Annotated in this window: 14 protein-coding genes; 7 read left to right on the forward strand and 7 right to left on the reverse strand. The window is 69.1% G+C overall.

The window, feature by feature from the left end; translation table 11 throughout:
- Positions 1-72 precede the first annotated feature (72 nt).
- From ACZ7SW_RS03195 to ACZ7SW_RS03210, 4 genes are all read right to left on the reverse strand, one after another.
- Positions 73-1,101 carry a copper resistance D family protein gene (locus ACZ7SW_RS03195; RefSeq protein ID WP_470228759.1) on the reverse strand — a complete coding sequence of 343 codons (1,029 nt, stop codon included), beginning with the start codon at positions 1,099-1,101 and terminating at the stop codon, positions 73-75.
- A complete protein-coding gene (locus tag ACZ7SW_RS03200) occupies positions 1,098-1,658 on the reverse strand; it encodes a copper resistance CopC family protein (RefSeq protein WP_470228760.1) in 561 nt (186 codons plus the stop codon). Before ACZ7SW_RS03200 ends, ACZ7SW_RS03195 begins: the two co-directional genes overlap by 4 nt.
- Positions 1,658-2,407, reverse strand: coding sequence for a YcnI family copper-binding membrane protein (locus ACZ7SW_RS03205; protein WP_470228761.1), 750 nt, complete (start codon positions 2,405-2,407; stop codon positions 1,658-1,660). The genes ACZ7SW_RS03200 and ACZ7SW_RS03205 overlap by 1 nt, the downstream gene beginning before the upstream one ends.
- 112 nt (positions 2,408-2,519) lie before the next feature.
- Positions 2,520-3,065 carry a hypothetical protein gene (locus ACZ7SW_RS03210; protein WP_470228762.1) on the reverse strand — a complete coding sequence of 182 codons (546 nt, stop codon included), beginning with the start codon at positions 3,063-3,065 and terminating at the stop codon, positions 2,520-2,522.
- A 280-nt stretch (positions 3,066-3,345) separates the two neighbouring features.
- Here ACZ7SW_RS03210 and ACZ7SW_RS03215 point away from each other — a divergent pair, with 280 nt between their 5' ends.
- The 4 genes from ACZ7SW_RS03215 to ACZ7SW_RS03230 are packed head-to-tail and all read left to right on the forward strand — an operon-like array spanning position 3,346 to position 6,923.
- On the forward strand, positions 3,346-3,993 hold the full coding sequence (locus ACZ7SW_RS03215; RefSeq protein ID WP_470229233.1) for an ABC transporter permease: 648 nt from the start codon (positions 3,346-3,348) through the stop codon (positions 3,991-3,993).
- Entirely contained in the window at positions 3,980-5,176 is a 1,197-nt protein-coding gene (locus tag ACZ7SW_RS03220) for an ABC transporter ATP-binding protein (RefSeq protein ID WP_470228763.1), read from the forward strand. Before ACZ7SW_RS03215 ends, ACZ7SW_RS03220 begins: the two co-directional genes overlap by 14 nt.
- Entirely contained in the window at positions 5,173-5,952 is a 780-nt protein-coding gene (locus tag ACZ7SW_RS03225; RefSeq protein ID WP_470228764.1) for an ABC transporter permease, read from the forward strand. Before ACZ7SW_RS03220 ends, ACZ7SW_RS03225 begins: the two co-directional genes overlap by 4 nt.
- Positions 5,952-6,923, forward strand: a complete 972-nt coding sequence (locus ACZ7SW_RS03230) for a glycine betaine ABC transporter substrate-binding protein (RefSeq protein ID WP_470228765.1) — start codon at positions 5,952-5,954, stop codon at positions 6,921-6,923. Before ACZ7SW_RS03225 ends, ACZ7SW_RS03230 begins: the two co-directional genes overlap by 1 nt.
- A gap of 65 nt (positions 6,924-6,988) precedes the next feature.
- Here ACZ7SW_RS03230 and ACZ7SW_RS03235 read toward each other — a convergent pair whose 3' ends face one another.
- A complete protein-coding gene (locus ACZ7SW_RS03235; protein WP_470228766.1) occupies positions 6,989-7,468 on the reverse strand; it encodes a DUF6474 family protein in 480 nt (159 codons plus the stop codon).
- 106 nt (positions 7,469-7,574) lie between these two features.
- Here ACZ7SW_RS03235 and ACZ7SW_RS03240 point away from each other — a divergent pair, with 106 nt between their 5' ends.
- Positions 7,575-9,221, forward strand: a complete 1,647-nt coding sequence (locus ACZ7SW_RS03240; protein ID WP_470228767.1) for a TM0106 family RecB-like putative nuclease — start codon at positions 7,575-7,577, stop codon at positions 9,219-9,221.
- A gap of 164 nt (positions 9,222-9,385) precedes the next feature.
- On the opposite strand, the gene ACZ7SW_RS03245 is transcribed toward ACZ7SW_RS03240, so the two are convergent.
- The gene (locus tag ACZ7SW_RS03245) at positions 9,386-9,724 is read right to left on the reverse strand and encodes a MerR family transcriptional regulator (protein WP_470228768.1); all 339 of its coding nucleotides are present in this window, start codon (positions 9,722-9,724) and stop codon (positions 9,386-9,388) included.
- Between the two features lie 717 nt (positions 9,725-10,441).
- On the opposite strand from ACZ7SW_RS03245, the gene ACZ7SW_RS03250 reads away from it, so the two are divergent.
- Both ACZ7SW_RS03250 and ACZ7SW_RS03255 read left to right on the forward strand, forming a co-directional pair.
- Positions 10,442-11,077 (forward strand): PadR family transcriptional regulator, encoded by a 636-nt coding sequence (locus ACZ7SW_RS03250; RefSeq protein WP_470228769.1) that lies wholly within the window; start codon positions 10,442-10,444, stop codon positions 11,075-11,077.
- 152 nt (positions 11,078-11,229) lie between these two features.
- Positions 11,230-11,910, forward strand: a complete 681-nt coding sequence (locus tag ACZ7SW_RS03255) for a class I SAM-dependent methyltransferase (protein WP_470228770.1) — start codon at positions 11,230-11,232, stop codon at positions 11,908-11,910.
- Between the two features lie 54 nt (positions 11,911-11,964).
- Here the strand turns inward: ACZ7SW_RS03255 and ACZ7SW_RS03260 are convergent, their stop codons facing one another.
- The gene (locus ACZ7SW_RS03260) at positions 11,965-12,723 is read right to left on the reverse strand and encodes an SDR family NAD(P)-dependent oxidoreductase (protein WP_470228771.1); all 759 of its coding nucleotides are present in this window, start codon (positions 12,721-12,723) and stop codon (positions 11,965-11,967) included.
- Positions 12,724-12,852: the final 129 nt, after the last annotated feature.

The raw sequence follows: 12,852 nt of genomic DNA on the forward strand, positions 1-12,852 counted from the left end.
GCAGGTCGCCCCACTTAGCGTACTGCTAGTCCCATTGTGCAAGTTGCGGCTACCCGCCGTTACTTCGGCCGCTCAGGACACCGCGACCGGGGCTCGGGTGAGCACTACGGCGAACCCGAAAGCGAGACCCATCACGGTCAGTTCCAGCGTGGCCCACGACGCGAGCGCCGTCCGCTGGTGTCGCACGATGCGCGGCATCAGCCGCCACCGCAAGTTGGCGGCCAGCAGCGCGATCGCGCCGGTGCACAGCACCTTCAGCACCATCAGCTGCCCGTACGGCGTCGTGAAGACGCCCGCCCAGAAGCCGATCGTCGGATTCGCCAGGATTTCCACGATGCCGTTGAACAGACCGGTCACCGCGGAGAGCACCAGGCACAGCGTCGCCAGTTTCGAGAACCGCGGCAGCGCGTGCGCGAGCAGCGTCCGGTTGGCCGCGAGCAGCACGATCATCGCGCCGAGGCCGCCGCACCAGGCGACCGCGCTCATCACGTGCAGCTCCATCGAGATCATCGTGTAGTCGTGATAGGCCCAGTTCGACGCGTGGCCGGTGACCGGCAACGGCAGCAGCGCGAACATTCCCAGGCCTACCCGCACCTCGGCGGGTACCTTCTCGCCCTTGCGCAACGCGACGAACCCGAGCGCGGCGTGCAGCAGCGCGAGCACCGCCACGATCACCAGCGCCTTACCCGCGCCGACGTCCGCGATATAGCTGCCGATGTCGCCCGCGGTCAGCATCCGCTTGCCCGGTTTGTACTCCGCGGTCTGCAGGATCAGCGCGACCACCGCGGTCGCCGCCCAGATCAGCGCGGCGGCGACCGCGGCGGGACGAGCCCGGCGCATGACCGGTTCGGTGAGCTTCGGCCGGTCGTAGCCGACCAGCACGGACAACAGGGCCAGCCCGATCGTCGCGACCGCCGCCAGATCCAGCAGCACGCGCACGATCGGGATGGCCGCCGAGACCACCTCGCTGGGTTCCACCACGCCCGGAATGGGCGAGGACGCGGTGAGCGCGATGCCGATCAGCGCGCCCAGCAGTCCGGCGACGACCACGCAGGCGAGCGTGGCCCAGCGGATCGCGGAGGTGGTCTCGGCTCGCGTCACTGGTCCGCCTTGTCCGATCCGGGGTCGCGGCCGGTGCGCAGCGCGACGGTGAGGCCGATCGCGAGCAGCACCACCGCACCGGCGATCCATACCCAGATCGGCACGCCGCTCGACGAGGAATCCGCCGGGGCCGACTGGGCGGGAGCCCCTGCCGCCTTGGCCGCCTCGCCCTTGGCCGGGGTGCCGTTGCCCGCGGTGGTGAGGGTGAACGGGATCTCGCCGGACACCGGGTGCCCGTCGGCGGAGAGGACCCGGTAGCCCACGGTGTACTTGCCCGCCGGGCCGAGCGGCCGCAGCGGCGCGCTGAGCACGTTGTTCTCCACCGTCACCGGACCCTCGGCCCACTGGCTGCCGTCCGGGCCGGTCACCGCGATCTGGTTGACGTCGGCGTTCTGGACGTACTGGTCGAACGTGAGCGTGACCTTCGCCGGGCCCTTGGCGACGGACGCGCCGTTGGCCGGGTCGGAGTTGATCAGCACGTTGTGCGCGAGCGCCGGGGTGGCCACGGCGAGCAGGGCCACCCCGGAAATCGCCAGCGCGAGAAGCGCTTTACGCATTACTTGGTTCCTTCGGTCTTTCCTGCGGCCGGGCGACGGGAACGCAGCACCGCGCCCGCGCCGACGCCGAGCCCGAGCGCGCCGACCACGAGGCCGGCCCCGCCGAGCCAGCGCGCCGTGTTGTCCGACGCCGGCGCGGCTTCGGCGTTGTCACCGGCGGCCGTGGTCTGCGCGTGGCCGCCGTGCTCCGACGATTCGGCGGCGGCGAGCTTGACGGTCGGGGCCGGGTGCTCCGGCTCCTCGCCGCTGGGCGGGGTGGGCTGGTTCCAGTCCACCACTTTGCCACCCTCGTACGTCTGGATGGCCGGGAACTCGAGCTGATCCACATTGGACGGCAGCGGGCCGCCGCTGATCTGGAACTCCTGGAATTCGGTGGTGCCGATCTTCGTGCCCGGCTGCGCGGTCCAGACGACCTTCGTGACCGCCTCGGTGATCTTCGTGCCGGACGCGGTGGTCACCGGCTGCGGCAGCTTGGACTTGGTGACCTCGGCGGTCCAGCCGGGGATCGGCTTGGTGCGGATGTTGCCGATGCCGTAGTCCGGTTTGACGTCGATCTCGACCTTGACGGTGCCGAGCTTCGCGTCCTCGTTCGGGACGCGGAAGAAGATCGTGCCGTAGCCGCCCTTGGCCGGCTGGGCGCCGTAGACGTTGGCGGTCACGTGTGCGGACGCGATACCGGCTCCGAGCAGACCGGTGGCGGCGACGGTCGCGGCGAGCACGCCGGCGCGACGGAAGACATGGTGGGACACAACTGCTCCTGAACAGGGAAGGGCCGACGGAGGACGAAGCCCGCGCCGGAAAAGGGAAAGGGGGTGGTGAGTGCTGATCACGGTGAGAACCGGGATTGCGCTCACGAGAAGTTCAGGAGCACCCAGGAGGTCCGCGTCGTCCCCGGACGCGGCGAAGTTCAACGGTCAGCAACGGCACCGCACCAGCCGCTCGCGGCCGCGCGATGCCAGCCGCCGCCACTGGAACCGGCAGCGGCCGGATCAGCAGCGGAAGAATCACCCGCACCACGCGCAGAACCGCGAGCAGCATCGCGTCCGCCCGGGCCAGCACCAGCGCGGTGAGCAGAGTCGCGACGGCGTGCGCCGCGGTCATCGCCCAGCCGTCCGGCGCGGTAGCCGCACCGCTCGGGTCGTGTCCGCCGAGCGTCGTCAGCACGAGGTGCATGACGAGCTGTCCGCCGCCGAGCACCGCGATCGTGCCCAGCGGTCCGCGGGCCCGGCCGGCGAGCGCGGTGGCGGTCCAGCCGAGCAGGCCGGTCAGCAGCAGGGTGAGCGCGGGATCCGGCAGCCCGCCGTCGGCGGCCGCGTGCGCGGTGACGGCGAGTGACGCCGAACTCAGAGCGAGCAGTCCGCCGCGGACAGCGGCGAGTGCGCCGCGATGCCGGGCCGGAGTGCTCATTCGGGCAGCTTAACGGCACTCCGGTGGGTGACTGAAGCCTCTCGAATGGTGAACACCTGCGGAAAACGGCCAGGTAGGCGGGTCTCGATCCGGTAAATACCGCCCGGTGGGGCCCATCGCTTCGGTTGCCGACCCCTCGCTGATGCGAAACGGTGGGTAATCACAACCGAGAAGTGGGGGTTTCGACCGTATCCGTTCCGGGTAGTCACCCTGCCGATTGATGGGCTACTCCGAACGGGTGACGTCCGGGGCTCGCAAGCTGGCGGGAGAACGAATACGGATGAACCTCTTCGAGTACATCTCGGACCGGTGGGGAAGGCTGCTGCTCCAGGCATGGCTGCACACCAGCATGGTGGTGCAGTGCACGATCCTCGCCGCGATCCTTGGCGTGCTGATCGGCATCGCCGTCTACCGCAGCCCCATCGGCTCCGCAGTCGCCACGGCGCTGGCCAGCACGATCCTCACCGTCCCGTCGTTCGCCCTGCTGGGTCTGCTGATCCCGCTCTCGGGCCTCGGCTCGACCACGGCGGTGATCGCGCTCGTGCTCTACGGCCTGCTGCCCATCGTCCGCAACACGATCGTCGGCCTCGACGCGGTCGACCCGGCGATCACCGACGCCGCCCGCGGCATCGGGATGAGCAGGCTCTCCGTGCTCACCCGGGTCGAACTGCGGCTGGCCTGGCCGGCGATCCTCACCGGCATGCGGGTCGCCACGCAGATGCTCATGGGCATCGCGGTGATCGCGGCCTACGCCAAGGGCCCCGGCCTCGGCGCGGAGGTCTTCTCCGGCCTCACCAACGCCGGGAGCACGAACTCCCTCAACCAGGCCCTCACCGGCACCGTCGGCGTGGTCATCCTCGCGCTGGTGCTCGACGGCGTCTACGTCCTGATCAAGCGATTCACCATTTCTAGGGGTGTCCGTGGCTGAGCACACTGCGACCGAAGAAAACGTCTCCGGCGTCGAGATCGAACTGGACCACGTCACCAAGCGCTACTCCGGCACCCGCGCCCCGGCCGTCGACGACTTCTCGATGGTCGTGCCCGCGGGCAAGATCGTGGTGTTCGTCGGTCCGTCCGGCTGCGGCAAGACCACCACGATGCGGATGATCAACCGCCTGATCGAGCCGTCGTCCGGCCGCATCACCATCGGCGGGCAGGACGCGCTGAAGCTCGACGTGGACACCCTGCGCCGGCAGATCGGCTACGCGATCCAGCAGGCCGGGCTGTTCCCGCACTTCACCGTCTCGCAGAACATCGCCGTCGTGCCCGGCCTGCTCGGCTGGGACAAGAAGAAGGTGACCGCGCGGGTCGAGGAGATGATGGACCTGGTCGGGCTCGACCCGGCCGATTTCCGCGACCGCTACCCGCGTCAGCTGTCCGGCGGACAGCAGCAGCGCGTCGGCGTGGCCCGCGCGCTCGCCGCCGACCCGCCGGTGCTGCTGATGGACGAGCCGTTCGGCGCGGTCGACCCGATCACCCGCGGCAACCTGCAGGACGAACTGCTGCGGCTGCAGACCGATCTGAAGAAGACGATCGTCTTCGTCACGCACGACTTCGACGAGGCGGTCAAGCTCGGCGACCGGATCGCGGTGCTCGGCAACCAATCGAAGATCCTGCAGTACGACACGCCGGAGTCGATCCTGGCGAACCCGGCGGACGACACCGTCGCCGGTTTCGTGGGCGCCGGTGCTTCGCTCAAGCAGCTGACCCTGCTGCGCGTGCGCGACGTCGAACTGCAGCAGGACGCGCTCACCACGACGATCGACGAATCGCCCGCCGACGTGCGGGAGAAGCTGAGCAAATCGCGCAAGCCGTTCGCGCTGGTGCTCGATCAGCGGCGGCGGCCGATCCGCTGGGTGCACGTGCGCGAGCTGACCAACGCCACGTCGCTGGGTTCGGTCGGCAAGCCGCTGCGCGACATCGTGAGCCTCCAGTCGACGCTGCAGGACGCGCTCGAGGCGATGCTCGCCGAAGGCGGTTCGGTGCCGGTCACCGGCGCACGCGGCGAGTACGCGGGCACGATCAAGCTGGACACGGTCATCGCGACGATCCAGCAGCTCCGTGACGAGCACGCCGACGACCACGTCGACGAGGACGGGGCCACGGAATGACCGCTGCCGTCGATACCGGTTTCAGTACCGAGTCAGGCTCCCGCCGCGCGGAACGCGTCCGGCTGTTCGCCCAGCCCGTCGTGGTCGTGCTGATCGTCGCGATCACGCTCATCTGGGTGTTCGCCAGCGGGCTCACCGCGACCGAGAAGGAAACGCTCAACGCGGAGTCGCTGTTCACCGCGCTGCGCGACCACGTGGCGATGACCGTCGTGGTCACCGCGATCGTGGTGCTGGTGGCGGTGCCGCTCGGCATCATCGTGACCCGGCCGTGGGCGAAATGGCTCGCGCCGGTCTTCCTGGCGATCGCGAACATCGGTCAGGCCGCGCCCGCGCTGGGCGTGCTGGTGCTGTGGTTCATCTTCACCGGCGCGGTCGGCGGGCTCTGGGTCGCGGCGCTGCCGCTGGCGTTCTATTCGCTGCTCCCGGTGCTGCGCAACACGATGGTCGGCATTCAGCAGGTGGACCCGTCGCTCATCGACGCGGGCCGCGGCATCGGGATGTCCGCGCAGAAGGTGCTGTGGCGGGTGGAAGTCCCGCTCGCCGTCCCGCTGATCCTGGCCGGCCTGCGCACCTCGCTCGTGCTGGCGGTCGGCACCGCGACGTTCGGCATGTTCGTCAACGCCGGCGGGTTCGGGCTCCTGATCGACACCGGCTACAAGCTCAACCTCACCAAGGTGCTGATCACCGGTTCGGTGCTGGCCGTCGCGCTGGCGCTGCTGGTGGACTGGCTGGGCGCGGTCGCCGAGCAGTACTTCGGACCGAAGGGACTGCGCTGATGAACGTCCTGAAAAAGGCGGGCGCGCTGGTCGGCGCCGCCCTGCTCGCCGGGACGCTCTCGGCGTGCGGGCTCGACGTCAACACCTCGATCCCGTTCAAGATCGAGCCGGGTTCGATCCGGCCGATCCCGTCGCTCGAAGGCCAGCGGGTGGTCGTCGGGTCGAAGGACTTCACCGAGAACATCATCCTCGGCTACATGGCCGAAATGGCGCTGAGCGCGGCGGGCGCGGACGTCATCGACCTCACCGACATCAAGGGGTCGAACTCGTCGCGGCAGGCGCTGCTCAACGGGCAGACCGACGTGACCTGGGAGTACACCGGCACCGGCTGGATCAACTACCAGGGCAACGAGCTGCCGGTGCCGGGCGGGGAGAAGGCGCAGTACGAGGCCACGAAGAAGGCCGACGCGGAGAAGTACGGCGTCACCTGGCTGAACTACTCGCCGCTGAACGACCAGTACGCGTTCGCCACCACCGAGGCGTACGCGGCGAAGAACAACCTCAAGTCCACGTCGGACCTGGCGAAATTCCTCACCGAGCATCCGGACCAGAACCGGTTCTGCCTGGAAACTGAGTTCACCAGCCGCCAGGACGGGTTCCCGGCGGCGGTGAAGGCGTACGGGTTCAAGAACCCGAAGATCGAGAACTTCGGGATCGGCACCATCTATTCGGCGGTGGCCAACGGCACCTGCCCGGTCGGCGAGGTGTTCACCACCGACGGCCGGATCTCCGGGCTGAACCTGCGCGTGCTCGAGGACGACAAGAAGGCTTTCCCGCAGTACAACGCCGCGGCGACGCTGCGAACGGAGTTCCTGAACCAGCACCCGGAAATCCGCGGTCCGCTGGAGAAGGTGGCGGCGGCGCTCGACAACAAGCAGATGGTCGAGCTGTGCAAGAAGGTCGACGTGGACGGCAAGGACGCCGGCACCGTCGCGCACGAGTGGATGCTGGAGAAGGGCTTCATCAAGTAGCGCCCGAGGTCCGTGAAGGGAACCCTGAGGGACTCTGAGTCCCTCAGGGTTCCCCTCACGGCTTTTCAGATGCCCAAGCGGTGCAGCAGCTGGTCTTCCAATCGCTCCAGTTCGCCGGTCACCGCGCGGTGCGCGGCCTTGCGCCGAGCGGCGGGCATGCGCTCGGCGGCGCGCACCGTGGCCGACAGCTGCTCCAGCGTCGACTGCGTATCGGCGGCGAACTTCTGGTCCGCGTCCGTCGCCTTCGCCGACTTCTTCAGCTCGCCGAGGCCCTGCACGAGACCCGCGATCCGGGCGTGCAGCGCCGCGCCGCGGCCGGTGTACTCGCCGAGCTGGTCGACGGCGACACCCAGCTTGCGGGCCTGGTAGCGGTCGTATGCCTCCCGCGCCGCGCCCGCCGCGCGGACCGCGTACGGCGCGAGCACCGGCAGCACCGCCGGTCCCAGCACCTTGGCCACCGCGACCGCGTTCTTCGCCTTCTTCGGGGTGATCCGGGCTTCACCCTCGTCCTGTTTGGCCTTGTCTTGCTTGGCCTTGCGCGCCATGGCCGTTACCTCCCACGCCTTCTCCGGATGAACTTACTGGTCCCCGACGTGACGGGCATGTCGGCTCGCGCGGGGAATGTCGTACCCACGATCTATTGTGATCGCTATGGGAGACGAGGTGTTGCTCGACGCGGGAGCAGTGAGTCGTTGCCGCCGCCGGGTGCACCTGGAACACGACCCGGCGATGCGGGACGTGCCGCTGCCGCCGCCGGATCCGACGGCGCAGCAGCGCATCGACGACGCGACCGCGCACCGCGAGGAAATCCTCGAACAGCTGGTCGCGGCCTCGGGGCCGGACGCCACCTGGGCGCGGGTGCCGCGCACCGCGTCCGCGGGAGAGCGAGTGCGGCTCACCCAGCAGGCGTTCGCCGAGGGCACGCAGTACATCTGGGGCGCGCTGCTGCCCCCCGATCCGGTCGGGCACCGGCGCGGCGGGATCGATCTGCTGGTGCGCGTCGGCGAGGGATACGTGCCGGTGCTGGTCGTCCGGCACCGGATCACCGACCGCGGCCAAGGCGCGCCCACCACCGCCATGACGGAGCTGGATCCGGCGCGTCGTTCGCCGGACCAGTTGCGCAAGGTGCGTTCGCAGCCGCGAGACCAGCTGCGGCTCGCGCACCTGCGGCGAATGCTGGAGTCGTACCAGCTGGCGGCCGGCGGACAAGCAGTCGGCGGCGTGATCGGTCTCGACGCTGATGTCGTCGTCTGGCACGACCTCACCGCGGGCACCTGGCCGGGCGGCCGCAGCGCACTGGACGAGTACGACTCGCGGTTCGAAGACCGGCTCGCCGTGGCGACCGCGGCCGCGACCGGTGCCGAAGCGCTGGCCGCGCCTTCGCGGGTGCTGGAGTGCAGGCGGTGCCCGTTCTGGGCCACCTGCGAGGTCGTGCTCACCGAAACCCGCGACGTGAGCCTGGTGGTGCGCGGCGAGGACGCGGGCGAGCTGCGGCGGGTCGGAGTGTCCACTGTGGACAAGCTGGCCGCGCTGGACCCGGCCGCCGAGGCGCCGCCGATGAACTGGACCGGCGGCACGTTCTCCGACGCGATCATGCTCGCCCGGGCGTGGCTGGCGGATCTGACCGTGGTGCGCCGCACGCCGCGGGTGGAGGTGCCGCGCGCGGACGTCGAGGTCGACGTGGACATGGAGAGTTTCGGCGACGCCGGGGCTTACCTGTGGGGAACGCTGCTGTCCGGAGTGGACATCGGGGTGCCGCGGGGGTACCGGGCGTTCGCGACCTGGGAGCCGCTGCCGACGGTGGACGAGGCGCGGTCGTTCGCCGAGTTCTGGGCGTGGTTCACCGACGTGCGGGAGCGGACTCTCGCCGCCGGGCTGACCTTCCGGGCGTATTGCTACAACGCGCTCGCGGAGAACCGGTGGCTGTTCGGGTCGGTCGAGCGGTTCCGGGAGTACTCCGGGGTGCCGGAGAAACGGGCCGTGCAGTCCTTTGTGGACTCTGACGAGTGGGTGGATCTTTTCCTCAGCGTGACCGATCAGTTCCTGTGCTCGCGGGGCAAGGGACTGAAGGTGATCGCCCCGGTGGCCGGGTTCGCCTGGCGGGATCCGGAGGCGGGCGGCGAGGCGTCGATGCGCTGGTACCGCGACGCGGTCGGCATGGACGGCGAGGTCCCCGACGACGAGCAGCGCGAGCGGCTGCTGCGCTACAACGAGGACGACGTGCTGGCCACCAAGGCCCTGCGGGAGTGGATGAGCGGGCGGGCCCAGGACGAGGTCCCGTACATGCTGGACCTCTGATTCCTCCCGGAAGCCGCGGTGGCCCCGGAATTTCCGCACGGAGACAGCGAAACGAGTGTTAGCGGTTCCGAAGGGCTGTCGCCGAGCAGGGTAGGCGGCTGACCTGCGAATGGCGCCGGGGGTGTGCTGCAGTGTCCGGGCAGCACACTTGACCCGGCAGGAGGTTATTCGCCCGCGCGCAGTTTCTTGTTTTCCCGCTGGGACTCGTGGAGCTGGTCCTCAAGGGCGACGATGCGGCAGGCGGCGTCGACGGCCGTGCCCTGGTCGACCAGTTCGCGCACGCGTGCGGCGAGACGCAACTGCTGGCGGGAGTAGCGGCGATGCCCGCCGGACGAGCGCTGCGGCTCGATCAGACCGGCCTCGTCCAGGCTGCGCAGGAAATTCTGGCTGGTGCCGAGCATCTCGGCGGCCCGGCCCATCGTGTAAGCGGGGTACTCGTCGTCATCGAACTTGTCCGCCCCGCTTGAACCCGCGGACGGGGTACCGCGTGGGTCAGGGATCATTCCACCTCCACATCACAAGGGACCCCGGGTGCCACGCGGCACCCGGGGTCCCAGGGTTGGGTTTCATCATTGTCAACCGGCCGTGAGGCCGACTTCTGGTATCCGCGAGGTCCGTTCACCGGACAAACTGCGCGGAGATCGCTGATTCGTAACCGAGAACCACCTGCCAATCTGATGGGACTGCGGTACCCGCGCGGCATTGCTGCTCCGCCGCCGCGGGCGATCCAATGATGTTCCCGTTCCCTTCTTTCCGGTGTTTTCCTCTTGCGGTGTTGCACTTCCGGTACTGCTTCTACTGCTGGTACTGCTTCTACTGCTTCGAACGTCACCGGCTGGAACCCTTCCGCTGATCGGCCCCAGCACGCGTAACGCCGCTGGTCACTGCCCGGAACCCCATCGAAAATCGGCTCCGGCCACCTGACCGTTTCCGCACCGCGTGACTTGCCGGTGCGTTTACTGCAACTGCGTTTCCTGCACGGTCCCGGTCGAAACCCGTTCGTTAAGCGGCTTCGTCCTGCTTGACCGTCTTGTCTCACCTCACGGGCAGTTCGTCATCTCCCGTGCCTGATTGACGTTGTCTCTCTCGTACAAAGAGGATGCTACCCACCATCGGCATCGAATGTCTACCCCGACCGCCATAGATTTTCTCCAAGTTAGGTCCTCGGCCGGATTTCCGATATACTCGTCGGCGAGTACTCGTCCACGAGGAGGTTCGGCGTGAAGCGGCGGAAGGTGTCCAACATGCTGGGCCTCGCCGTGCTGGCCACGTTGTGCGAGCGGCCGATGCACCCGTACGAAATCGGCAATGTCCTGCGGGGGCGCGGCAAAGAGGGCGACCTGAAGATCAAGTGGGGCTCGTTCTACACAGTGGTCGGCAACCTCGAAAAGCACGGCTACATCGAGGCGGTCGAGAACGTGCGGGACGGCGCCCGGCCGGAGCGGACCGTGTACCGGATCACCGGCCCCGGCCAGGCCGAGCTGGAGGATTGGGTCGCCGAGCTGCTCGGGACGCCCGATCCGGAGCCGACTCGGTTCCACGCTGGGCTGTCGGTGATGCTCGCGGTCGGGCCGGATGTCGTCGACCAGCAGCTGGGGCACCGGATCGGCGAGCTGGAGCGGATGATCGACGACCGCGTCCAGATGCTGGAGGAGGCGCGAACCCAGCTGTCCCGGCTGTTTCTCGTGGAGAGCGAATACCAGCTGGCGATGTGGCGCGCGGAGGCCGAATGGGTCCGCGGGCTGCGCGAGGAGCTGGCCTCCGGAGCGATTCCGGGGGTCGGGGAATGGCGGCACTACCGGGAAACCGGGGAGCTGCCCGACATGAGCGCCTTCGTCAAGACCGAAGGCGAATAAAGAGGTCCCGGAGGAGGTGCTGGCACACCGCCGCCGGGACCGGGAACCGTCGAACTGGAAACCGCTGGTGCGGAATCTGTCCTCAGGCCGCGTCGAGAAGGATACCGGCCCCGCGGCAACCGGTTCGGTCTCAACCGAACAGGGAGAAGCACATGGGGAACACCCAGGTCAAACGTCATCGCACGAAACTGCTGCCGGAGATGGAGGGGCCGATCGCGCGGGCATACGCGCGCGGGCGCGGCACCGAACCGCAGCTCGTGCAGTACCGCGAATCGGCAGAAATGCTGGCCGCGGACCTGGCCGAGGGCACTGACCTGCTCGAGGTCGCGCCAGGGCCGGGTTTCTTCGCCGTCGAGATGGCCCGCACCGGGCGGTGCACGGTGACCGGACTGGACGTCAGCCGCACGTTTGTCGAGCTGGCCAGGGAGTACGCGAAAGAACAGGGCGTCCCGGTGGACTTCCGCCGAGGCGACGTCGCGGCGATGCCGTTCGCGGACGGATCGTTCGACTTCCTGATCTGCCAGGCGGCGTTCAAGAACTTCGCCGACCCGGTGGACGCGCTCGACGAGATGCACCGGGTGCTGCGGCCCGGCGGCGTCGCATTGGTGCAGGACTTGAGCAAGAGCACCACGGACGCGGAGCTCGACGCCGAGGTCGCGCGGATGAATCTCGGTCCGGTGGCCACGTTCACCACCGTCCGCACGCTTCGCGGGCTGCGGCGGCGGGCGTACACGCCGGAGCAGTTCCGCGCGACCGTCGCGGAGTGCAAGTTCCGCACCTGCGAGGTGACCCCGGACGGGATCGGCCTCGAGGTGCGGATGCGCAAGGCGTGACCTGAACAGCAGGGTGTGCCGCCGAGGGGGCGGCACACCCTGCTGTTCAGCAGGTCAGCGCGGGGCCATCCGCAGCGAGCCGTCCATGCGGACGACCTCGCCGTTGAGGTAGTCGTGGTCGATCAGCGACACAGCGAGCTGCGCGTACTCGTCCGGCCGCGCCAGCCGCTTCGGGAACGGCACGCCGGCGGCGAGGCCGGCCCGGAACTCGTCGCTGACGGTGGCGAGCATCGGGGTGTCGACGATGCCGGGCGCGATCGTCAGCACGCGGATGCCGTGCGAGGCGAGGTCGCGCGCGGCGGGCAGGGTCATCCCGACCACGCCGCCCTTGGACGACGCGTACGCCACCTGCCCGATCTGGCCGTCGAACGCGGCGACGGACGCGGTGTTGATGATGACGCCGCGTGCGTCGTCGGCCAGCGGCTCGGTCTTCGCGATCGCTTCGGAGGCGATGGTGACCACGTTGAAGGTGCCGATCAGGTTGATCTGGATGACCTTCGCGTACAGCCCGAGGTCGTGGCGGCCCTTCTTGGACAGGATGCGCGCGGACGGCCCGATGCCGGCGCAGTTGACCACCGTGCGCAGCGGTACGCCGGAGCCGGCCGCGGTGTCGACGGCGGCCTGCACCTGGTCCGGGTCGGTCACGTCGGCCTCGACGTAGGTGACGCCTTCGACCTGCTCGGCCTTCTCGATCGAGGGCGCGAGGTCGAGGGCGAACACTCGCGCGCCTTTCGCGGCCAGTGCCTTGGCGGTCGCGCCGCCGAGACCGGACGCGCCACCCGTGACGAGCGCTGCGGTGTCGGTGATCTGCATCTTCAGCCTTCCTCCTGCTCTCAGGTGCCGCGGTGCACCTCCGCGCCCAGGTTAACGCTCGTTCGCACCCGTGCCGGAGTGTGCCGCCTCACCCGCTGTCTCGTCGCGAGGAGTATTCGGCCGCGACCG

This window comes from Amycolatopsis sp. NPDC114484, from assembly GCF_055633755.1.

Excerpts from the sequence above, each read along its gene's own strand:
- ACZ7SW_RS03210 (WP_470228762.1), bottom strand. The coding sequence starts at position 3,065 with ATGAGCACTCCGGCCCGGCATCGCGGCGCACTCGCCGCTGTCCGCGGC.
- ACZ7SW_RS03240 (WP_470228767.1), top strand. The coding sequence starts at position 7,575 with ATGGGAGACGAGGTGTTGCTCGACGCGGGAGCAGTGAGTCGTTGCCGC.
- ACZ7SW_RS03235 (WP_470228766.1), bottom strand. The coding sequence starts at position 7,468 with ATGGCGCGCAAGGCCAAGCAAGACAAGGCCAAACAGGACGAGGGTGAA.
- ACZ7SW_RS03225 (WP_470228764.1), top strand. The coding sequence starts at position 5,173 with ATGACCGCTGCCGTCGATACCGGTTTCAGTACCGAGTCAGGCTCCCGC.
- ACZ7SW_RS03215 (WP_470229233.1), top strand. The coding sequence starts at position 3,346 with ATGAACCTCTTCGAGTACATCTCGGACCGGTGGGGAAGGCTGCTGCTC.
- ACZ7SW_RS03260 (WP_470228771.1), bottom strand. The coding sequence starts at position 12,723 with ATGCAGATCACCGACACCGCAGCGCTCGTCACGGGTGGCGCGTCCGGT.
- ACZ7SW_RS03245 (WP_470228768.1), bottom strand. The coding sequence starts at position 9,724 with ATGATCCCTGACCCACGCGGTACCCCGTCCGCGGGTTCAAGCGGGGCG.
- ACZ7SW_RS03200 (WP_470228760.1), bottom strand. The coding sequence starts at position 1,658 with ATGCGTAAAGCGCTTCTCGCGCTGGCGATTTCCGGGGTGGCCCTGCTC.
- ACZ7SW_RS03230 (WP_470228765.1), top strand. The coding sequence starts at position 5,952 with ATGAACGTCCTGAAAAAGGCGGGCGCGCTGGTCGGCGCCGCCCTGCTC.
- ACZ7SW_RS03255 (WP_470228770.1), top strand. The coding sequence starts at position 11,230 with ATGGGGAACACCCAGGTCAAACGTCATCGCACGAAACTGCTGCCGGAG.